Origin of the sequence: Variovorax sp. OV700, from assembly GCF_900099805.1 — a bacterium.
Lineage (GTDB): Bacteria > Pseudomonadota > Gammaproteobacteria > Burkholderiales > Burkholderiaceae_C > Variovorax.
In genome coordinates this window covers 106,413-126,485 of record NZ_FNDR01000001.1, presented here as the reverse complement: position 1 = coordinate 126,485, position 20,073 = coordinate 106,413, and the positions used below count along the sequence as shown (strand labels likewise).

Below are 20,073 nucleotides of genomic sequence, written 5' to 3'. Positions count from 1 at the left end.
ACATCGCGAACTACCAGGAGCCTTGACCATGCGTTCAATTTCCCGCCGGGATTTCGTCGCCTCTGCCTTCCTGATGGCCGCCGGCCTGGGGACCGGCAACACATTCGCCAGCGGCTTTCCCAGCCGTCCCATCCGCCTGATCGTGCCGTACGGGCCCGGAGGCGGTTCCGATTTTGTTGCGCGGCTGATGGCCCAGAAGCTGACCGAAACGGCGGGGTGGAACGTCGTCGTGGACAACAAGGCTGGGGCCTCGGGGCTGATCGGCACCGATGCCGCGGCCAAGAGCGCCGCGGACGGCTACAGCTTGTTCCTTGCGGACGCCGCGCACGCCACCAATGCCGCGGTGCAGCCCAAGATGCCCTTTGATCCGATCAGGGACTTCTCGCCGCTCACACTCGTGGGCACTTCTCCGCAACTTCTGGTGGCGCATCCGTCTCTTCCTGCCAACTCCCTGCGCGAACTGATCGCGCTGCCGCGTGCGCAGGTACGCGAATACGGCGTGGGAACGCCAGGGCAGGGGTCCGTACCGCACCTGCTGTGCGAGACGCTCAAGCGCAAGACGGGCATGGAGCTGGTGCACGTGCCCTACAAGGGCGGCAGCGCCGCCTTGACCGATGCCGTGGGCGGACAGGTTGCCATGGTGATCAACTCCGTGCCGGCTTGCATGCCGCACATCGAAGCGAAGCGGCTCAAGGTTCTTGCCATCGCCAGCGCAACGCGGCATCCGAAGTTGCCGGACGTGCAGACCTTCTCCGAAAGCGTGCCGGGCATGGTGGGAGGCGCCTGGTATGGCGTGATGGCACCTGCCGGGGTGCCCACAGATCTGCTGCAGCAGCTGAACGCAGCCATCGGCAAGGTGCTGGACCTGCCCGATGTCAAGGCCCGGCTGGAAAGCTCGTTCGTGGATCCCATGCCCCGTGGGCCGCAGGCGTTCTCCAAATACCTGAACGAAGAAATTGCGCGCTGGAAATCGGTCGTGAAAGAGACGGGGGTCACCATCAATAGCTGAGACGTCCTCAGATTGGCATTGCTGAGGCGATGTGGAGGCGTTTGCTTCATGGCGAAATCGCCGAGGGCTCGGAAGAGCCAATCACCAAAGTACCTGAGCCGTACTCTGGCAAATCTGATTGCGAACGGGCCATGAAAAAAGCCTGCTATCTGTTCGATAGTAGGCCCTCAGGAACTGCGCGCGGTGTGAGCCTTGGGAGCTCGAACACCCTATTTAGAATCAAGAGTCCGTGATCAACTCAGGAAATTTACGGCGCTTGCTGCCTGTCGATCTTGCCGCCGCCTCGATCTTCGCCTTGACTTGGGTTGTCACGCGCGGAATGCCCTTGCTTGAGACATTGAAAACGCGGCCGGGCGCTGCCTTCGCTGCCTTTGCGGGCTTCCTGATGGCCGTGGGGCTAGTCATGGGGACCTCCGACAGAGAATTTCTCACCGGTATAGGTTAGCAGTTTGCGCCAGGACCTGCTGCCAGGCCTCAAATCGAAGGTCATCAGGCGCTGTGATCCTTCCGCCGCCCACCATGCCGGATCGACGTCCAGAATATCCTGGACAGTTCGACAGCCCTGCAGGTGCGGCGCACTACGCTGCTCATCGGGTAAGAGTGCGGAAGAGACCTGCGGTGCCAGTCTCTTCACTGAAGATCCCCAATCTGTTCTTGTGGCCCGCCTGAATGACCTTGGCATTGATCACCGTGAAGTACATGCCTGGCGGCGCATCGTCGCGCCCCGGCCGTCTCTCGGCCTGTCCGTGCACGCGGCTGCCGTCGAAAACGGAGAACAGGTGGACGAACTCCAGCGTTGACAATGTTCCGAAAGCGAAGTCAAAACTGTTTGTTGGCCTCAGCTCAACGCCATCAAACCTGACGCGCGTGCCAGTCAGGTAAGTCTGCGTGATTTCATGGGCAAGCAGGGCTTGGTGCAAGTCAGCCAGGTGTGATCGATAGAAGGGCGTCTGTTGAAGTGGCACGGTCCGAAGTCAAACTAGATTGAAGCGCTCAGGCTGAGGGCTTCATGTTCATGAGGTGGCTTTGCAACTTGCGAGGAATGGGCCGAGTTGGGCTGTGAGGCGCGGCGCTCCGGGTTGTTCCACGCACCCAAAGCGATGTCTGCAGGCGTGGGGCCAGTGGGGAGGTCAAGCGACGGTGGAATGTGCTTTGGCTTGACGCCGCGCAGGTGTTCCGGTCGCAAGTGGGTGTACCGCTTGAGCATCTTCCAGTCCTTGTGCCCAGTCACCAGCGCAGCCTGTTCGATGGTGAACCCCGCCTCGAAGAGACGACTGGCAGCTTCGTGCCGCAGATCATGGAACTTGAGGTCCTTGATCCTCAATTCCTTGCAGGCCCGACGGAAAGCGGTCCCGACAGAGCGGCCGTTATACGGAAAGACGAGGCTGCTGTTCCCAGCGAACGGTTTCTGCTCCTCGAGAATGGCCCAGGCATCGAATCCCGTGACATCAAGCAATGGCACCTTCTGGTCATTGCCCTTCTTGTCCCGTGGATCTTTTCGCTCACGCACGATCACGGTACGAGCCTTGGCATCGATGTCCTCCCATCGGATGCGGCAGATCTCGTCCTGGCGCATCGCGGTGGCGAGCGCGAACCGCATGATTCGCCCCAGGGGGATGATCTGCCGCGAGTTGCTGGCGAAGTAGTCGGCAAGCGCCTGCAGTTCATCGAGGGTAGGGCGGCGGTCCCGCTCCCGCCCCTTGCCGACCAGGCCCAGGCGCTTGAGCGCGATGCGGGCCAGATCGATGGGCTCTACCTGAACACGAACCCCGTGGACGGCCGCCGCGTGAGAAACTACCAGCTTGATGTAGCCAATGTCCATACTGATGGTGACGGGACCGGCGCCTTCTTTGGCGCGGTCCTTGCCGAACTGGATGAGCCGCTCGCGCGTGAGATCCTTCAGCTTCAGCTTGCCCAGCTTCGTCTTGAGCGCATCGAGGGTGAAGGCCTTGGAGCCGGGGCGCCCGCAGCACCTCCTTCATGTCGGTGACGTGCAGATTGATCAGGTCGCCGAATGTGGTCGGGTCCTTGACCTTTGAACGGGTGGCGGGCTCCCCCAGATCGATGTGGCGTTCGGTCGCGAGAGCCCATTCCTGGGCGTCCTTGTGCCGTCGAAAGATTTCGCTCGCGTAGACACCCTTGCGGCGGACTTGCGCGCGCCAGTTGCCGGACGGAAGCTGCTTGAAGGTGGGCATTTCGTGTGCGCTATGTGTGCACTGACAGGGCGAAATGGGGCGTATTTGGGCGTTTTGGAGTGCACACGAGCGTGCACACGAGGGGTTCTAAGTGTATGAATGATAACGCTAAGTTGTTGAATTTAAAAGAGAAAATCGTCTCCGTCGCCCCGATGATGGACTGGACCGACCGCCATTGCCGGTACCTCCACCGCCTGCTGTCGCGCCACGCGCTCCTCTATACCGAGATGGTGACCACCGGTGCGCTGATCCATGGCGACGTGCCGCGGCACCTGCGTTTCAATGCCGAAGAGCACCCTGTGGCCCTGCAGTTGGGCGGCAGCGAGCCGGCGGACCTGGCGCATTGCGCGAAGCTCGGCGAAGAGTGGGGCTACGACGAGATCAACCTCAATTGCGGCTGCCCCAGCGAGCGCGTGCAGCGCGGCGCTTTTGGCGCCTGCCTGATGGCCGAGCCGGCGCTGGTGGCCGACTGCGTGAAGGCGATGGTCGACGTGACGAGCCTTCCGGTCACGGTCAAGCACCGCATCGGCATCGACAAGATCGAAAGCTACGACTTCGTGCGCGATTTTGTCGGCGCGGTGAGCGAGGCCGGTTGCGGCACGTTCATCGTCCACGCCCGCAATGCATGGCTGCAGGGCCTGAGCCCGAAGCAGAACCGGGAGATCCCGCCGCTGCGCTACGAGCTCGTGCACCGGCTGAAGCACGAGTTTCCGGCCTTGGATTTTTCGATCAACGGCGGCATTTCGGTCACTGCGCAGGTGCACGAGCACCTGCGGCTGCTGGATGGCGTCATGGTCGGGCGGGAGGCGTATCACAACCCCTGGTGGCTGGCCGAGTGGGACGCGGAGTTCTTCGGCGCCGCACCGCAGCCGCTGGCCCGGGAAGAGGTGGAGTCGTTGATGTGCGACTACATGGTTCGCGAGGCGGCCGAGCACGGCACCCAGTGGTCGTCGATTGCGCGGCACATGCTGGGCTTGCGCAACGGGCTGCCGGGCGCGCGCCGCTGGCGGCAGGTCTGGAGCGACCATCGGCTCAAGACGCGCCCGCCGCACGAGGTGATGGCGCTGGCGCACGAGCCCGTGGCGCAGGCTGCCTAGCCGGCAGTACCGCCATTTGGCGGGGTGGGGCCCAGCTGCGGCAAGGCTTCCGCACTTCAACAACACGAAGTGTTCCAAAATGATAATGATTTGCAGGGGGCTGCAACTTTTCAATTTTTCTGCTGAAGAATCAAGAAACACTAATAAGTAGGGGTTTCGATTCATGACTGACGCGGTTGGGGGCAAGGAAGAAGTCACTGCGCTCGGCCGGGGGCTGGCCCTGCTCAAGGTCATCGGCATGGCGGCGGCTCCGGTGAGCAACCGCGAACTGGCGGACACCACCGGCATCCCCAAGGCGACGGTTTCGCGCCTGACCGCCACGCTGGTGAGCGCGGGGTATCTGCGGCAAGCGGTGGACAGCGAGCGCTTCAGCCTGGGCCCGGCGCTGCTCGACATGAGCAGCCGCTACCTTCGCCAGTTCGACCTTCGGGCCGTGGCGAGGCCCCACCTGGCGGAATTGTCGGAATTTGCAGGCGCCAGCGTCCATGTCGCGGTACGCGACGAGCTCGACATGCTGGTCATCGATTCGCTGCGTCCGCGCTCGGCGCTGATCAGCTCGCGCCTGGAGATCGGCACGCGCTTGACCGTCGTCACCTCAGCCGCCGGACGGGCTTGCCTTGCGGCGCTGCCCGCCGCCGAGCAGGCAGCCCTGCTGGAGCGGATCCGGGAAGAAAGCGGCGAAGACTGGCCTTCCATCGAGCCGCGCCTGATGGCCGGAATCGACGAATACACGCGCCTGGGCTATTGCAGCTCATTCGGCGAATGGCATCCGCACATCCACGCGCTCGGCTTCGCGCTGAAAGGGCCCCATGGCGAGCACTACGGGGTGAGCTGCGGCGGCCCTGCGTACCTGCTGCCAAAGGAAATGATGCTCACGCAGGTCGCGCCGCGCCTGCTCGAAGTGGCCCGGCGCATTTCGGCCGAAACCGGAACCATCAACCCGGATTGAAGAGCTCGCAGCCTGGGGGCGAGCCTATACAGCGGCTTCCAGGCCGTTCTTGAAATGCTCGCGCATGCGCGCCATGGCCGCCGTGGCGTCGCGCGACTCGATGGCCGCCATCATCGACCGGTGCTCCGCCAGCGAATCCGCAATGCGCCCCTCCTTGAGGAGCGAATTGTGGCGGTTGAGCTTCATCACCTTGCGCAGATCGGCCACCATCTGGTCGCGCCACTTGTTGTTGGCAATGGCCAGAAGGCGCATGTGGAAGCGCTCGTTCACCGCAAAGAAGTGTTCCCGGTTTTCCTTGCCCGGTGCGCCGGCGGCCTCCAGTTCGGCGTGCAGCGCCTTCAGTTCGGCGCGCTGAGCGTCGGTGGCGCGCTCGGCCACCACGCCGGCCGCGTCGCTCTCGAGCAGCGAGAGCAGGTGGTACACGTCGGCCAGGTCCTGTTCCGATACTTCGGTCACATAGGCGCCGCGCCGCACCTTCATCGTCACAAGGCCTTCGGCCGCGAGCACCTTCAGGGCTTCGCGCAGCGGCGTGCGGCTGATGCCGTATTCCTCAGCCAGCTTGAGTTCGTCGATCCAGCTGCCCGGCTCGAGCTCGCGGCGGAAGATCCGCTGGCGCAGCAGCTCGGCCACCTCTTCATAGAGGGCACGCGGGGTGAGGGTGAGGGCGGACATGGGCGGACTGTACCGCATAAAATGGGTTTGAATTAATAATTATGAATCGGTTAGACTCGCTGCGGCTTGCAAATCTCTTGCAGGCAAATTTGCGACTACCCTGCAAGACACTGCAAAACGGCCCCTCATGAGCAGCACACCCGAACCCACCTTCAAGCCTGCCAACCTCGCTGACTGGGCCAAGGCCGCGGCCAAGTCGGCCCCGGGCGGTGACCTGAATGCGCTGAACTGGATCACGCCGGACGGCATCAGCGTGAAGCCGCTGTATACCGCTGCCGATCTGCAGGGGCTCAAGTACACCGACACGCTACCCGGATTCGAGCCCTACCTGCGTGGACCCCAGGCCACCATGTACGCGGTGCGGCCGTGGACCATCCGGCAGTACGCTGGCTTTTCGACCGCCGAGGAATCGAACGCGTTCTACCGCAAGGCGCTGGCCGCCGGCGGCCAAGGCGTGTCGGTGGCTTTCGACCTGGCCACCCACCGCGGCTACGACAGCGACCATCCGCGCGTGACCGGAGACGTCGGCAAGGCCGGCGTGGCCATCGATTCGGTGGAGGACATGAAGATCCTGTTCGACCAGATCCCGCTCGATAAGGTCTCTGTGTCCATGACGATGAACGGCGCCGTGCTTCCGGTGCTGGCGGGCTACGTGGTCGCGGCCGAAGAGCAGGGCGTCGCGCAAGACCAGCTGAGCGGAACCATCCAGAACGACATCCTCAAGGAGTTCATGGTCCGCAACACCTACATCTTTCCGCCCGCGCCGAGCATGCGGATCATCGGCGACATCATCGAGTACACGGCGCAGCACATGCCCAAGTTCAACTCGATCTCGATCAGCGGCTATCACATGCAGGAAGCCGGCGCCAACCAGGCGCTGGAGCTGGCCTTCACGCTGGCCGACGGCAAGGAATACGTGAAGACCGCGCTGGCCAAGGGCCTGGACGTCGACGGCTTTGCCGGGCGGCTCTCGTTCTTCTGGGCCATTGGCATGAACTTCTATCTCGAAGTGGCCAAGATGCGCGCTGCGCGCCTCCTGTGGTGCCGCATCATGAAGGAGTTCAACCCCAAGAACCCCAAGAGCCTGATGCTGCGCACGCACTGCCAGACCTCGGGCTGGTCGCTCACCGAGCAAGACCCGTACAACAACATCGTGCGCACCACCATCGAGGCCATGGCCGCGGTGTTCGGAGGCACGCAGAGCCTGCACACCAACGCGCTCGACGAAGCGATTGCTCTGCCCACCGAGTTCAGCTCGCGCATCGCGCGCAACACGCAGCTCATCATCCAGGAAGAGACGCACATCACCAACGTGGTCGACCCGTGGGCCGGCAGCTACATGATGGAGAAGCTCACGCAGGACATGGCCGATGCGGCCTGGGCCATCATCGAAGAGGTCGAGGCGATGGGCGGCATGACCAAGGCGGTCGACAGCGGCTGGGCCAAGCTCAAGATCGAAGCGGCCGCCGCCGAGAAGCAGGCGCGCATCGACTCGGGCAAGGACGTGATCGTGGGCGTCAACAAGTACAAGCTCAAGAACGAGGACGCAATCGACAGCCTCTCCATCGACAACGTGATGGTGCGCGACCAGCAGGTGGCGCGGCTGCAGAAGATCCGCGCCTCGCGCGACACGGCCAAGGTGCAGGCCGCGCTCGATTCGCTGACCGAAGCCGCCGAGAACGGCACCGGCAACCTGCTCGCGCTCAGCGTCGACGCGGTGCGCCTGCGCGCCACGGTGGGCGAGATTTCGGACGCGCTCGAAAAATCATTCGGCCGCCATCGGGCCGACACGCAAAAGGTGACCGGTGTGTACGCTGCTGCCTATGACTCGGCCGAAGGCTGGGATGCTCTCAAGACAGAAATCAACGCCTTCGCCGAAGCGCAGGGCCGTCGGCCGCGCGTGATGATTTCCAAGCTCGGGCAGGACGGGCACGACCGCGGCGCCAAGGTGGTGGCTACCGCGTTTGCCGATCTGGGGTTCGACGTGGACATGGGGCCGCTGTTCCAGACGCCCGAAGAGTGCGCGCGGCAGGCCATCGAAAACGACGTGCATGCCGTCGGCGTGAGCACGCTCGCGGCCGGCCACAAGACTCTTGTGCCGGCCATCATCAACGAGCTCAAGAAGCAGGGCGCGGACGACATCATCGTGTTCGTCGGCGGCGTGATTCCGCGGCAGGACTACGACTTTCTCTACGAGGCTGGCGTCAAGGGTATCTATGGCCCGGGCACGCCGATCCCCGCCAGCGCCAAGGACGTGCTGGAACAGATTCGCGCGGCGGTCTCGGCCTGATCGGGACGCTAGACGTGGGCGATCTCTTGTCGCGGCTGTCGCTGCAGCCGGTGGATTCCAGCGATTTCGAAGCCATGCTCGCCTTGCGCGTCGATGCGATGCGCCCGAGCCTGGAGCGTGTCGGGCGCTTCGACCCTGCGCGTTCGCGCGAACGGCTCCAAGCCGGTTTCGTCGTGCCTTTCATGCACCACATCATGCTCGACGGCGACGGGCGCATCGGTTTCGTCACACTCAAGCCCGAGGGCGCGGATGCGCTGCGGCTGGACCATCTCTACCTGCGCACCGGCTTCCAGGGCTTGGGAATCGGCGAATGGGTGATGGAGTGGGCCAAGTCGCAGGCGCGCGAACAGCAGCTGGACATCAAGCTCACCGCGCTCGTGCAGAGCGACGCCAACCGCTTCTATCTGCGGCATGGTTTCGTGCTCGAAGGCGAGGAGGGCGTCGATCTGCACTACCGCTGGCGCGTGGCCTCGGAGGGCGCGTGCTGAAGTCGGCCGAGGCACTCGAGCGCGCCATCACCGAGCCCGACGGCATGGTGCAGCGCCGCGCCATCGCCAAGGCCATCACGCTGCTCGAATCCACCCGGGCCGACCATCGCGTTCAGGCCGACGAACTGCTCACCGTGCTGCTGCCGCGCACCGGAAACTCCTTTCGCCTGGGTATATCGGGCGTGCCGGGCGTCGGCAAATCGACCTTCATCGAAACGCTGGGGCTGCTGCTGATCGGCAAGGGCCACCGCGTGGCGGTGCTCACCATCGATCCGTCCTCCACCGTCTCTGGCGGCTCCATCCTGGGCGACAAGACGCGCATGGAGCGGCTTTCGGTCCACGAACGCGCCTACATACGGCCCAGCCCGTCGAGCGGAACGCTCGGCGGCGTGGCCGAGAAGACGCGCGAAGCGATGCTGGTGTGCGAGGCCGCGGGCTACGACATCGTGATCGTCGAGACCGTGGGCGTGGGCCAGAGCGAAACCGCCGTGGCCGGCATGACCGACATGTTCGTGCTGATGCAGCTGCCCAATGCGGGCGACGACCTGCAGGCCATCAAGAAGGGCGTGATGGAGCTGGCCGACCTCGTCGTCATCAACAAGGCCGACATCGACAAGGATGCCGCCACGCGTGCGCAGGCACAGATCACTTCGGCGCTGCGCCTCTTCGGCCACCAGGGCAACCCGGACCACGCGCATGCGGTGCACGATGCGCACAGCGGCGTGGAAGTGCGCTTCTGGCTGCCCAAGGTGCTGCAGCTCAGCGCGCTAGCCGGTACGGGTGTCGATGCCTTCTGGGATGCCGTCACGCAGTTCAAGGCCTTGCAGACCGCCAACGGCAAGCTCGCGAAGCGGCGCGAAAAACAGGCCACGGCGTGGATGTGGGAACGCATCGACGCGGGGCTCAAGCAGGCCTTCAGGCAGCACGCGCAGGTGCGCGAAATGCTCCCACAACTCACCCAGCAGGTGGCAGAGGGCGCGCTGCCCGCATCGACGGCGGCACGCCAGCTGCTCGCGGCCGCCGCCATCACCGCAAGGCCATGACGGCCGACAAAATTCAGGACCACAGCTTCGGAAGCACACCATGCAAGAACTGATCGAACAACTCGAAAAGCGCCGCGCCCAGGCGCGCCTCGGCGGCGGACAGAAGCGCATCGACGCGCAGCACGCCAAGGGCAAGCTCACCGCGCGCGAGCGCATCGAGCTGCTGCTGGACGACAACACCTTCGAAGAGTGGGACATGTTCGTCGAGCACCGCTCGGTCGATTTCGGCATGGCCGAGCAGAAGATTCCCGGCGACGGCGTGGTCACCGGCTACGGCATGATCAACGGCCGCCTCGTCTTCGTCTACAGCCAGGACTTCACCGTCTTCGGCGGCGCGCTCAGCGAAGCGCATGCCGAAAAAATCTGCAAGGTGATGGACCAGGCGATGAAGGTCGGCGCACCGGTCATCGGCCTCAACGATTCGGGCGGTGCGCGTATCCAGGAAGGCGTAGCGTCGCTCGGCGGCTATGCCGACGTGTTCCAGCGCAACGTGATGGCCTCGGGCGTGGTGCCGCAGATCAGCATGATCATGGGCCCTTGCGCGGGCGGCGCGGTGTACTCGCCCGCCATGACCGACTTCATCTTCATGGTGAAGGATTCGAGCTACATGTTCGTCACCGGCCCCGACGTGGTGAAGACCGTGACGCACGAGAGCGTGACGGCCGAGGAGCTCGGCGGCGCCGTCACCCACACCACGCGCAGCGGCGTGGCCGACATGGCGTTCGAGAACGACGTCGAGGCGCTGATGATGCTGCGCCGCCTGTACAACTACCTGCCGCTCAACAACCGCGAGAAGCCGCCAGTGCGCCTGGGCAACAACGGCCAGGGCGACCCGGCCGACCGGCCCGACTATTCGCTCGACACGCTGGTGCCCGACAACCCGAACAAGCCCTACGACATCAAGGAACTGATCCTCAAGGTGGCGGACGACGGCGACTTCTTCGAGCTGCAGCCCGACTACGCGAAAAACATCGTGATCGGTTTCGCCCGCATGGAAGGCCAGACCGTCGGCATCGTGGCCAATCAGCCGCTGGTGCTCGCAGGCTGCCTGGACATCAAGAGCAGCATCAAGGCCGCGCGCTTCGTGCGTTTTTGCGATGCCTTCAACATTCCCGTGGTGACCTTCGTCGACGTGCCTGGCTTCATGCCCGGCACCGGCCAGGAGTACGGCGGCATCATCAAGCACGGCGCCAAGCTGCTCTATGCGTATGCGGAATGCACGGTGCCGAAGATCACCGTCATCACCCGCAAGGCCTATGGCGGTGCGTACGACGTGATGGCTTCCAAGCACCTGCGCGGCGACGTCAACCTGGCGTGGCCGCGCGCCGAGATCGCGGTGATGGGCGCAAAGGGTGCGGTGGAAATCATCTTCCGCGAAGACAAGAACGACCCTGAGAAACTGGCCGCCCGCGAGGCCGAATATAAGGCCCGCTTTGCCAACCCCTACGTGGCGAGCGCGCGCGGCTACATCGACGACGTGATCCTGCCGCACGAAACCCGCAAGCGCATCTGCCGCTCGCTCGTGATGCTGCGCGAGAAGAAGCTCGAGAACCCGTGGCGCAAGCACGGAAACATTCCGCTCTGATTCGTATGCGCAGCCACTACCCCCAGTTCCGCGAGGGAGCGGAACCCGGACTTGTTCCCAAGCTAGGCGGCCTGCCCTGGGGACTCCCCTCGCGCCTCTGGCCGGTTTGCGCTGAATGCAACCGGGCCATGAGCCATCTTGCGCAGTTGCCGGCCGACGGCGACGCATTGCCGCTCGCGAGCGACGAGGTGCTGTTTCTGTTCAAGTGCGAGTGGGACAGCATCTGCAGCTTCTGGGAGCACGGCGCAGGTGCAAACGCCGCATTCGTCGTGCAGCGCGCCGATCTGGGCGCGGGGCCGACGGCGCCGCCTTTGGACCCTGCCGACGGACCACCCGCACTTCTGCGCGAGATGGCCGTCACCGGATGGCGTGCAGATGACGATGGCGCCCCCGCAGAACTGGAGGAGGCGTTCTATGACTATCAGGCCCACTTCGATCTGCCGGACGAAGTCAAACATCCCCACGATTGGGCGAGCCCGTGGTGTACGAAGAGCGGCGGCGTGCCCTACTGGACGGCCAACGGCGCGCAGCTGATGCCGGCAGGACGCTTGTTCCTGCAGATCGACAACTGGATCGAACTCCCGGGTGGTGAGTGCGCCGAGGTGGCGAACTTCTGTTCCGACGGCATCGCGTATGTGTTCGTCGATCGGTCGCAAGCGCAGCCCGCGTATTCGATGTTCATCAACCGCTGAGGCGGTCAGCAAAATAAAACGGATTCAGCATGTTTAAAAAAATCCTGATCGCCAACCGCGGTGAAATCGCCTGCCGCGTGATACAGACAGCCAAGAAGATGGGCATCCTTACCGTTGCCGTCTATTCCGACGCGGATAAGGAAGCCCGCCACGTCGAACTGGCCGACGAGGCCGTTCACATCGGCGCCGCGCCCAGCCGCGAGAGCTACTTGCAGGCCGACCGCATCATTGCGGCCTGCAAGCAGACTGGCGCCGAGGCGGTGCATCCGGGCTACGGCTTCCTGTCGGAGAACGAAGCCTTCGCCCGCAAGGTCGAGGAAGAAGGCATTGCCTTCATCGGGCCGAAGCACTATTCGATCGCGGCGATGGGCGACAAGATCGCCTCGAAGAAGCTCGCGAACGAAGCCAAGGTCAACACCATTCCGGGTTGGAACGATGCCATCGAAACGGCCGAGCGTGCGGTCGAGATCGCCAAGGACATCGGCTACCCCGTGATGATCAAGGCTTCGGCCGGCGGCGGCGGCAAGGGCCTGCGCGTGGCCTTCAACGACAAGGAGGCCTTCGAGGGCTTCACCTCGTGCCGCAACGAGGCACGCAACAGCTTCGGCGACGACCGCGTGTTCATCGAGAAGTTCGTCGAGGAGCCGCGCCACATCGAGATCCAGGTGCTGGGCGATTCGCATGGCAACGTCATCTACTTGAACGAGCGCGAATGCTCGATCCAGCGGCGGCATCAGAAGGTGATCGAGGAGGCGCCGTCGCCCTTCATCAGCGACGCGACGCGCAAGGCAATGGGCGAGCAGGCGGTGCAGCTGGCCAAGGCCGTGAAGTATCAGAGTGCGGGCACGGTGGAGTTCGTGGTCGGCAAGGACCAGAGCTTTTATTTCCTGGAGATGAACACGCGCCTGCAGGTGGAGCATCCGGTCACCGAGTGCATCACCGGGCTGGACCTGGTCGAACTGATGATCCGCGTCGCGGCCGGCGAAGAGCTGCCGCTCACGCAGGCCGAGGTGAAGCGCAACGGATGGGCCATCGAGTGCCGCATCAATGCCGAAGATCCGTTTCGAAATTTCCTGCCGTCGACGGGCCGTCTGGTGAAGTTCCAGCCACCGGCCGAAACCATGTTTGCCAGCGACACCGAGCGCCTGAACGGCGTGCGCGTGGACACCGGCGTTTACGACGGCGGCGAGATCCCGATGTACTACGACTCGATGATCGCCAAGCTCATCGTGCACGGCAAGGACCGGCAGCATGCGATTGCGCGGATGCGCGAGGCGCTCAATGGCTTCGTGATCCGCGGCATCAGCAGCAACATTCCTTTCCAGGCGGCGCTGCTCGCGCACCCGAAGTTCGTGGCGGGCGACTTCAACACCGGCTTCATCGCCGAGCACTACGGCAAGGGCTTCCATGCCGAAGACGTGCCGCACGCCGATCCGGCGTTCCTGATTGCCCTCGCGGCGTATGTGCACCGCCGCTACCGCGCGCGTGCCTCGGGCATCAGTGGCCAGCTCGAAGGCCATGGCGTGAAGGTGGGTGAGCAGTTCGTGGTGGTGGAACTGGGGCCGGAGGGCAAGCATGTGCACCACCCGGTGTCGGTGACCGACTTCCACGGCAAGACCGGTGCCAGCGCCGTGGCCGTGGGCGACAAGAGCTACAAGATCGACAGCGGCTTTGCGCTCGGCGCGGTTCGCGTGCAGGGCATGGTCAACGACCGGCCCTTTACCGCGCAGGTGGAGCGCGGCGCGGGCAGGAACCCGCTGGCGCTGCGCGTGGCGCACGACGGTACCCAGATCGAGGCCATGGTACTGTCGCCGCTCGGCGCGCGCCTGCTCGAGCAGATGCCCTACAAGGCGCCGCCCGACCTCAGCAAGTTCCTGATGTCGCCGATGCCGGGCTTGCTCGTCGAGGTGTCGGTGCAGCCGGGCCAGCAGGTGCGTGCCGGCGAGAAGCTGGCCGTGATCGAGGCCATGAAAATGGAAAACGTGTTGTTCGCCACGCAAGACGGCGTGGTGGGCAAGGTTTCGGCCAACAAGGGCGAGTCGCTCGCGGTCGATCAAATCATTCTGGAGTTTGAATAAAGCTCACCCCCAGGCTTCGCGCACTTCGTGTCGCTTCTCCAACCCCCTTCCGGGGGCAACACCTGCGGCCCGGCGAAGCCGGTTCCGCGGTGTTTCCCGAACAGGCAACGCTTCGGGCAGTTATGAAAGAGTTTTATTGATATGACGACCTCCGATCTTTTTTTTGAAGCGCCCATCTCGGCGCCTGTCACGCTGCACCGGCCAGCGAAACCGGTGACGCCGCAAGGCCCCTGGTCGATCGAGGCAATCCAGGCGCTGCTCGACAAGCCGCTGATGGACCTGCTGTTCGAAGCGCAGACGGTGCATCGCCAGCATTTTCCCGAAGGCGACATCGAACTGGCGACCTTGCTGTCGGTCAAGACCGGCGGCTGTCCCGAGAACTGCGGCTATTGCCCGCAGTCGGCCGAGTTCGACACCGGCGTGAAGGCGCAGAAGCTCATGGAAGTCGACGAGGTGGTGCGCGCCGCGCAGGCCGCCAAGGACGCCGGCGCCACGCGCTTCTGCATGGGCGCCGCATGGCGCGCGCCGAAGGACCGCGACGTCGAGAAGGTGGCGGTGCTGGTCGAGGCGGTGAAGGGCCTCGGCCTGCAGACCTGCGCCACGCTCGGCATGCTGGAGCCGCACCATGCGCACCAGCTCAAGGCCGCGGGCCTCGACTACTACAACCACAACCTGGACACCGCCCCCGAGTACTACACCGACATCGTCGACACGCGCACCTACCAGGACCGGCTCGACACGCTGGCCCACGTGCGCAGCGCCGGCATCAGCGTGTGCTGCGGCGGCATCGTCGGTATGGGTGAGCAGCCGGTGCACCGCGCGGGTTTGATCGCGCAATTGGCCAATTTGAACCCGTACCCGGAGTCGGTACCGATCAACAGCCTGGTGCGCGTGCCCGGCACGCCGCTGGCCGATTCGGAGCCGGTCGATCCCTTCGACTTCGTGCGCATGATCGCGGTCGCGCGCATCACGATGCCGACTGCGCGTGTGCGGTTGTCGGCCGGGCGCCAGCAGATGGGCGATGCGGTGCAGGCGCTGTGCTTCATGGCCGGCGCCAACTCGATCTTTTACGGCGACAAGCTGCTGGTCACCGGCAACCCCGATGTGGAGGCCGACGTGCAGTTGCTGCGCAAGCTGGGGCTTCAATCGCGCCGGACCACCGCCGCCGAAGAAGGCGGGGCCTGCGCATGACGGCCGCGGCACGTCCCTTCAAGGTGCTGGGCATCCAGCAGATTGCCATCGGCGGGCCGGACAAGATGCGGCTGCAGAAGCTCTGGGTCGACATGCTGGGGCTCGAGGTCACGGGCACCTTCAAGAGCGAGCGCGAGAACGTCGACGAGGACATCTGTGCGATGGGCAGCGGGCCATTCAAGGTCGAGGTCGACCTGATGCAGCCGCTCGACCCGGAAAAGAAACCCGCGGTCCACACCACGCCGCTCAACCACGTGGGCCTGTGGATCGACGACTTGCCCAAGGCCGTCGAGTGGCTCACGGCGCAGGGCGTGCGCTTCGCACCCGGCGGCATCCGCAAGGGCGCGGCCGGCTTCGACATCTGCTTTCTGCATCCGAAGGCGAACGACGAATTTCCGATCGCGGGCGAGGGCGTGCTGATCGAATTGGTCCAGGCGCCGCCCGAGGTGGTGACCGCCTTCAACGCGCTCGCCGCTACGCGTTGAGCACCTTCTTGATGGGCGGCTTCACGTCGGAGCGCTGAGGCGGCAGCATCGGCTGGTGCTCGCGCGCCGGGTTCAGGATGATCGAGGTCGCGGTCTCGGTGAGGATGCAGAACTTGGTGACCACCGCATCGAGATGGCTCACGTCGATGACGGCAATCTCCAGGATCCAGCTGTCGTCGCCGGTCACGTTGTAGGCATTGACGCATTCGGGCGTCTGCTGAACCAGCTCGACCACGCGTGCATAGTCGGCGCGGCCGACACGGATGATGGCGCGGATGCCATAGCCCAGCTTGCCGAGATTGAGCGTGGCGCGGTAGCCGCTGATCACGCCTGCAGCCTCCAGTTTTTTCACACGCTCGGTCACGGCCGGCTGGCTCAGGTGCACGCGGCGGCCGAGCTCGGCCATGGAGAGCCGTGCATCGCCCTGCAGTTCGGCCAGGATGCGGGTGTCGTGGGCATCCAGTGCGGGGTTCAAGGGGAAGTCCATGCAACTCCTTTAAATCGACGGTAGGGAACGACAACAACCATGAAATGTGCATGGCTGCCGGAGGAACGCTTTCATACCATGGATGGCGTTTCCTTACCGACAAAGACAACAAGACAAGACCCGCCATGCCGACCCTTGCTTCTCCCGCCCAAGCCGCGCCCGAATCCGCGCGCAGCGCGCTCCCGCTGATTCTCTGGCTCTGCCTGGCCGCCACCTGGGTGGTCTGGGGCTCGACTTATCTTGCGATCAAGTACGCGCTGATCAGTTTCGCGCCCTTTCTTCAGATGGGTTCGCGCTTCCTGTTCGCGGGCGTGCTGCTGGCCGCCTGGATGCGTTGGCGCGGCGCGGCCTGGCCCTCGCGCTTGCAATGGCGCAATGCGCTCGTGGTCGGTACGTTGATGCTGGGTGGTGGCATGGGCGGCACGGCCCATGCCGAAGTGTCGATCGGCTCGGGGCTGGTGGTGGCGTTCATCGCGGTGGTGCCGCTGCTGATCGCGTTGCTGAACCTGGTCTGGGGCGTGAAGCCGACGCGGCTGGAGGCGGCGGGCATTGCGCTCGGGCTCGTCGGCGTGCTGATGCTGACGCAGGGCAGCGGCTTCCAGTCGTCGCCTGCGGGCCTTGTCGCCATTTCGATCGCCTGTGTCTGCTGGTCGATGGGCAGCGTGCTGAGTCAGCGCAGCCTTCCGCTCGCGCCCGGCGCCATGGGTTTTGCGAGCGAGATGATCTGTGGCGGCGTGGTGCTATTGGTGCTCTCGGCCATCTCTGGTGAAGAGCTGGCGTGGCCGCCGCAGCCCGAGGCCGTTGCGGCCTGGCTGTACCTCGTGGTGTTCGGCTCGCTGATCGCGTTCAATGCCTACATGGTGCTGCTCGCCAAGGCGCCGGCCGCACTGGCCGCGAGCTATACCTTCGTCAATCCGGTGATCGCGATGCTGCTGGGCATGTGGATTGCCAACGAGACCGTGACGCGCTTCGAGTGGTACGCCGTGGCCGTCGTGCTGGCCGGTGTGCTGCTGTTGCTCTTCAAGCGCCCGCAGAAGACGCCGAAGGGCTGAGCGTCGCGCCGTTCAGGTGCCCGGACGGCGCCAGAAGGCGAGCGTTGCCGCCAGCAGCCACATGCCCGCCGCGCAGCTGCGGTTCAGCACCTTGAGGCCGCGGCGCGACAGCAAGCGCACGGCCTGCGTTCCGGCGGCCGCATAGGCGAGCATCACGCAGGTGTCGAGCACCACGAAGATCGCGCCCAGCAACAGGTATTGCGTGCCCTGCGGCTTGGCGATGTCGATGAACTGCGGCAGAAAGGCCGCGAAAAACAGCACCGTCTTGGGATTGGACATCGCCACAAGCAGGCTGCGCACGAGCGCAACGCGGCCGTGCGGGCGAGCCTCGATGGCCGACTTGGCCAGCGCCGTGCCGAGGTCGGTCGCCTCGCTGCGCCACAGCTTGACGCCGAGCCAGACGAGGTAGGCAACACCGGCCACGCGGATCGCGTTGAAGAGCAGCTCCGATGCGGCGAGCAGCGAGCCGAGCCCGAGCGCGACCACCGCGATCAGCGTGACGCTGCCGAGCGATGCGCCGGCAATGCCCCAGCTCGCGCGGCGCATGCCGCCGTCGATGCCGTTGGACAGCGCCAGCAGCATCGTGGGCCCGGGGATCACGGCCAATGCCAGCGAGGCGACGGCGTAGATCAGCAGCGTGTCGAATGTCATGGCTTGGCGGCGGGTGGACGTTGTTGCGAGGCGGCGCGGGCACGCGCCAGAGCGGCTTCGACAATGGATCGCTTGCGCGTGTCGGCAGTTTGCGGTTCAGCGATCGGGGCCGGTTCGTTGGCTTGCTGCTTGTCGACACGGCGATGCTCGCCATGCAGCTTGTAGCGTTGCAGCGCGGCGTCTGCCTGCGCTTCTGACCAGGCTTGCCAGCCGGTGCGGCCGGGCGTCTCGACCTCGAGCGAAATGCAATCGACAGGACAGACAGGAATGCAAAGCTCGCAGCCCGTGCAGTGCGCTTCGATCACGGTGTGCATGCGCTTGTTGATGCCGACGATGGCGTCGGTGGGGCAGGCGTCCAGGCAGAGCGTGCAGCCGATGCACCAAGCTTCGTCGATGACCGCCATGGCGCGCGGGCCTTCGGTGCCGAACTGCGGATCGAGTGGGAGCGGCTCGCGGCCTGTCAGCCGTGCCAGCCTGGCGATGCCTTCCGCACCGCCGGGAGGGCATTGATTGATGTTGGCGGCGCCATCGGCCACCGCCTGGGCATAGCCGGCGCAATCAGGGTAGCCACAGCGTGTGCACTGCGTCTGGGGCAGTGCATCGTGGATGCGTGCGGCCAGCCCGATCACTTCCTGCGTGCCGCGGGCTTCTTCACGGCGGCGACCGCCACCGCTTTCTTGGCTGCGACATTCTTCCTGGCTGCAACGGCAGGCGTGCTCCGGCCCGGCTTGATCCGGTCTTCGGCCGGCAGGCTCTCGGGAGCAGTGCTGCGCCGCTGGGGCTGGTCGTGCGCGGCGATGAACTTCTGCATCTTGGGATAGACCAGATCGCGCCAGCGGCGGCCGCTGAAGATGCCGTAGTGGCCCGCGCCCTTGACTTCGTAATGTTCGCGCTGCGCGTTGTCGATGCCGGTGCACAGGCTGTGCGCGGCCTCGGTCTGGCCCGAACCCGAGATGTCGTCGAGCTCGCCTTCGACGGTGAGCAGGGCCGTGGAGTGGATGTCTTGCGGGCGCACGCGCTCGATCTGGCCCTTGGGGTTCTTGACGTCCCAGGTACCGTTGACGAGTTCGAAGTCCTGGAACACGACGCGAATGGTGTCCAGGTAGTAGTCGGCATCCATGTCGAGCACTGCGTTGTACTCGTCGTAAAACTTGCGATGGGCCTCGGCACTGGCGTCGTCGCCCTTGATCAGGTCCTTGAAGTAGTCGTAGTGGCTGCTGGCATGGCGGTCGGGGTTCATGGCCACGAAGCCCGTGTGCTGCAAGAAGCCCGGATACACGCGGCGGCCTTCACCCGCAAAGCCTTGCGGCACGCGGTAGATCACGTTGTTCTCGAACCACTCGAAACTCTTGTTCATCGCGAGGTTGTTCACCGCTGTGGGCGACTTGCGCGCGTCGATGGGACCACCCATCATCGTCATGGAGAGCGGCAGCTGCTCGCCGCGGCTTGCCATGAGCGACACGGCAGCAAGCACCGGCACAGTGGGCTGGCACACGCTCACCACGTGGCAGTTGCCGTATTCGGCCTGCAGGCGGCGGATGAACTCCTGCACGTAGTTGATGTAATCGTCGAGGTGGAACTCGCCTTCGGACATCGGCACGAGGCGCGCGTTCTTCCAGTCGGTGATGTAGACCTTGTGGTCTTGCAGCATGGTGCGCACCGTGTCGCGCAGCAACGTGGCGTAGTGGCCCGACAGCGGCGCCACGACCAGCACCACGGGCTGGCTCTTGAGCGTCTTGAGGATGTGCGGCTCGTCGGTGAAGCGCTTGAAGCGGCGCAGCTCGCAGAACGGCTTGTCGAGCTCGACGGCCTCCTGGATGACCACGTCTTCGCCCTCGACCTTCACGGACTTGATGTTGAACTCGGGCTTCTCGTAGTCCTTGCCCAACCGATAGAGAAGGTCGTAACCCGCTGCCATGCGCTGGGCCATGGGCGCTTGTCCCCAGACGGCACCTTGGCCGAACAGCTTGGACGCCGCTTGCGCGAAGTCCGAGAACGGTTCCATCAAGGAACGCTGGGCTTCATAGAGTTGGTAGAGCATCGCTGGTGTTGGAGTGGAATGTTGCGGTGCAATATATCAGCGCCATGACCGCCGCACAGCGGGCCTTA

General features: G+C 64.6%; 20 protein-coding genes. 12 read left to right on the top strand and 8 right to left on the bottom strand.

The annotated features are described in order from the left end of the window. Positions 1–28: 28 nt before the first annotated feature. Entirely contained in the window at positions 29–1,009 is a 981-nt protein-coding gene (locus BLR24_RS00615; RefSeq protein WP_093011141.1) for a tripartite tricarboxylate transporter substrate binding protein, read from the top strand. A 219-nt stretch (positions 1,010–1,228) separates the two neighbouring features. Here BLR24_RS00615 and BLR24_RS30205 read toward each other — a convergent pair whose 3' ends face one another. The 3 genes from BLR24_RS30205 to BLR24_RS00605 form a co-directional block, all read right to left on the bottom strand. Next, positions 1,229–1,414, bottom strand: a complete 186-nt coding sequence (locus BLR24_RS30205) for a hypothetical protein (protein WP_139188681.1) — start codon at positions 1,412–1,414, stop codon at positions 1,229–1,231. A 182-nt stretch (positions 1,415–1,596) separates the two neighbouring features. Further along, positions 1,597–1,929: a hypothetical protein gene (locus BLR24_RS30915; protein WP_254787112.1), complete on the bottom strand. Its 333-nt coding sequence runs from the start codon at positions 1,927–1,929 to the stop codon at positions 1,597–1,599. Between the two features lie 59 nt (positions 1,930–1,988). Then, the gene (locus BLR24_RS00605) at positions 1,989–2,831 is read right to left on the bottom strand and encodes a site-specific integrase (RefSeq protein WP_217636268.1); all 843 of its coding nucleotides are present in this window, start codon (positions 2,829–2,831) and stop codon (positions 1,989–1,991) included. A gap of 468 nt (positions 2,832–3,299) precedes the next feature. Between BLR24_RS00605 and dusA the strand changes: the two genes are divergently transcribed. Together dusA and BLR24_RS00595 are read left to right on the top strand one after the other, a co-directional pair. Beyond that, positions 3,300–4,301, top strand: a complete 1,002-nt coding sequence (gene dusA / locus BLR24_RS00600; RefSeq protein ID WP_093011138.1) for a tRNA dihydrouridine(20/20a) synthase DusA — start codon at positions 3,300–3,302, stop codon at positions 4,299–4,301. Between the two features lie 163 nt (positions 4,302–4,464). Then, a complete protein-coding gene (locus BLR24_RS00595) occupies positions 4,465–5,250 on the top strand; it encodes an IclR family transcriptional regulator (RefSeq protein WP_093011135.1) in 786 nt (261 codons plus the stop codon). Between the two features lie 24 nt (positions 5,251–5,274). Here the strand turns inward: BLR24_RS00595 and BLR24_RS00590 are convergent, their stop codons facing one another. Continuing rightward, entirely contained in the window at positions 5,275–5,922 is a 648-nt protein-coding gene (locus tag BLR24_RS00590; RefSeq protein WP_093011132.1) for a GntR family transcriptional regulator, read from the bottom strand. Between the two features lie 127 nt (positions 5,923–6,049). On the opposite strand from BLR24_RS00590, the gene scpA reads away from it, so the two are divergent. From scpA to BLR24_RS00550, 8 genes are all read left to right on the top strand, one after another. Continuing rightward, positions 6,050–8,212 carry a methylmalonyl-CoA mutase gene (scpA, locus tag BLR24_RS00585; protein ID WP_093011129.1) on the top strand — a complete coding sequence of 721 codons (2,163 nt, stop codon included), beginning with the start codon at positions 6,050–6,052 and terminating at the stop codon, positions 8,210–8,212. A 14-nt stretch (positions 8,213–8,226) separates the two neighbouring features. Continuing rightward, entirely contained in the window at positions 8,227–8,700 is a 474-nt protein-coding gene (locus tag BLR24_RS00580; protein ID WP_093011125.1) for a GNAT family N-acetyltransferase, read from the top strand. A gap of 44 nt (positions 8,701–8,744) precedes the next feature. After that, positions 8,745–9,743, top strand: coding sequence for a methylmalonyl Co-A mutase-associated GTPase MeaB (meaB, locus tag BLR24_RS00575; RefSeq protein ID WP_093012667.1), 999 nt, complete (start codon positions 8,745–8,747; stop codon positions 9,741–9,743). Between the two features lie 40 nt (positions 9,744–9,783). Continuing rightward, positions 9,784–11,328, top strand: coding sequence for an acyl-CoA carboxylase subunit beta (locus BLR24_RS00570; RefSeq protein WP_093011122.1), 1,545 nt, complete (start codon positions 9,784–9,786; stop codon positions 11,326–11,328). 128 nt (positions 11,329–11,456) lie between these two features. After that, positions 11,457–12,020, top strand: coding sequence for a hypothetical protein (locus BLR24_RS00565; protein WP_254787111.1), 564 nt, complete (start codon positions 11,457–11,459; stop codon positions 12,018–12,020). A 29-nt stretch (positions 12,021–12,049) separates the two neighbouring features. Next, entirely contained in the window at positions 12,050–14,098 is a 2,049-nt protein-coding gene (accC, locus tag BLR24_RS00560) for an acetyl-CoA carboxylase biotin carboxylase subunit (protein ID WP_093011116.1), read from the top strand. Between the two features lie 141 nt (positions 14,099–14,239). Further along, entirely contained in the window at positions 14,240–15,289 is a 1,050-nt protein-coding gene (gene bioB, locus BLR24_RS00555) for a biotin synthase BioB (protein ID WP_093011113.1), read from the top strand. Further along, complete coding sequence (locus BLR24_RS00550; protein ID WP_093011110.1) at positions 15,286–15,774, top strand: VOC family protein; 489 nt, start codon at positions 15,286–15,288, stop codon at positions 15,772–15,774. Before bioB ends, BLR24_RS00550 begins: the two co-directional genes overlap by 4 nt. Here BLR24_RS00550 and BLR24_RS00545 read toward each other — a convergent pair. Next, on the bottom strand, positions 15,764–16,261 hold the full coding sequence (locus BLR24_RS00545; protein WP_093011107.1) for an Lrp/AsnC family transcriptional regulator: 498 nt from the start codon (positions 16,259–16,261) through the stop codon (positions 15,764–15,766). The two genes, BLR24_RS00550 and BLR24_RS00545, sit on opposite strands and share 11 nt — an antisense overlap. A 125-nt stretch (positions 16,262–16,386) precedes the next feature. Here BLR24_RS00545 and yedA point away from each other — a divergent pair, with 125 nt between their 5' ends. Then, a complete protein-coding gene (gene yedA / locus BLR24_RS00540) occupies positions 16,387–17,313 on the top strand; it encodes a drug/metabolite exporter YedA (RefSeq protein ID WP_093011104.1) in 927 nt (308 codons plus the stop codon). A 12-nt stretch (positions 17,314–17,325) separates the two neighbouring features. Here yedA and BLR24_RS00535 read toward each other — a convergent pair whose 3' ends face one another. The 3 genes from BLR24_RS00535 to BLR24_RS00525 are packed head-to-tail and all read right to left on the bottom strand — an operon-like array spanning position 17,326 to position 20,005. Beyond that, positions 17,326–17,964 (bottom strand): LysE family translocator, encoded by a 639-nt coding sequence (locus BLR24_RS00535; protein WP_093011102.1) that lies wholly within the window; start codon positions 17,962–17,964, stop codon positions 17,326–17,328. Continuing rightward, positions 17,961–18,593 (bottom strand): RnfABCDGE type electron transport complex subunit B, encoded by a 633-nt coding sequence (locus tag BLR24_RS00530; protein WP_093011099.1) that lies wholly within the window; start codon positions 18,591–18,593, stop codon positions 17,961–17,963. Before BLR24_RS00530 ends, BLR24_RS00535 begins: the two co-directional genes overlap by 4 nt. Next, complete coding sequence (locus tag BLR24_RS00525) at positions 18,590–20,005, bottom strand: polyhydroxyalkanoate depolymerase (protein WP_093011096.1); 1,416 nt, start codon at positions 20,003–20,005, stop codon at positions 18,590–18,592. Before BLR24_RS00525 ends, BLR24_RS00530 begins: the two co-directional genes overlap by 4 nt. Positions 20,006–20,073 lie beyond the last annotated feature (68 nt).

Excerpts from the sequence above, each read along its gene's own strand:
- BLR24_RS00595 (WP_093011135.1), top strand. The coding sequence starts at position 4,465 with ATGACTGACGCGGTTGGGGGCAAGGAAGAAGTCACTGCGCTCGGCCGG.
- BLR24_RS00565 (WP_254787111.1), top strand. The coding sequence starts at position 11,457 with ATGAGCCATCTTGCGCAGTTGCCGGCCGACGGCGACGCATTGCCGCTC.
- BLR24_RS00525 (WP_093011096.1), bottom strand. The coding sequence starts at position 20,005 with ATGCTCTACCAACTCTATGAAGCCCAGCGTTCCTTGATGGAACCGTTC.
- BLR24_RS00615 (WP_093011141.1), top strand. The coding sequence starts at position 29 with ATGCGTTCAATTTCCCGCCGGGATTTCGTCGCCTCTGCCTTCCTGATG.
- yedA (WP_093011104.1), top strand. The coding sequence starts at position 16,387 with ATGCCGACCCTTGCTTCTCCCGCCCAAGCCGCGCCCGAATCCGCGCGC.
- BLR24_RS00590 (WP_093011132.1), bottom strand. The coding sequence starts at position 5,922 with ATGTCCGCCCTCACCCTCACCCCGCGTGCCCTCTATGAAGAGGTGGCC.
- bioB (WP_093011113.1), top strand. The coding sequence starts at position 14,240 with ATGACGACCTCCGATCTTTTTTTTGAAGCGCCCATCTCGGCGCCTGTC.
- dusA (WP_093011138.1), top strand. The coding sequence starts at position 3,300 with ATGAATGATAACGCTAAGTTGTTGAATTTAAAAGAGAAAATCGTCTCC.
- BLR24_RS00605 (WP_217636268.1), bottom strand. The coding sequence starts at position 2,831 with ATGGACATTGGCTACATCAAGCTGGTAGTTTCTCACGCGGCGGCCGTC.
- BLR24_RS00570 (WP_093011122.1), top strand. The coding sequence starts at position 9,784 with ATGCAAGAACTGATCGAACAACTCGAAAAGCGCCGCGCCCAGGCGCGC.
- accC (WP_093011116.1), top strand. The coding sequence starts at position 12,050 with ATGTTTAAAAAAATCCTGATCGCCAACCGCGGTGAAATCGCCTGCCGC.
- meaB (WP_093012667.1), top strand. The coding sequence starts at position 8,745 with ATGGTGCAGCGCCGCGCCATCGCCAAGGCCATCACGCTGCTCGAATCC.
- scpA (WP_093011129.1), top strand. The coding sequence starts at position 6,050 with ATGAGCAGCACACCCGAACCCACCTTCAAGCCTGCCAACCTCGCTGAC.
- BLR24_RS00535 (WP_093011102.1), bottom strand. The coding sequence starts at position 17,964 with ATGACATTCGACACGCTGCTGATCTACGCCGTCGCCTCGCTGGCATTG.
- BLR24_RS00550 (WP_093011110.1), top strand. The coding sequence starts at position 15,286 with ATGACGGCCGCGGCACGTCCCTTCAAGGTGCTGGGCATCCAGCAGATT.
- BLR24_RS30205 (WP_139188681.1), bottom strand. The coding sequence starts at position 1,414 with ATGACTAGCCCCACGGCCATCAGGAAGCCCGCAAAGGCAGCGAAGGCA.
- BLR24_RS00545 (WP_093011107.1), bottom strand. The coding sequence starts at position 16,261 with ATGGACTTCCCCTTGAACCCCGCACTGGATGCCCACGACACCCGCATC.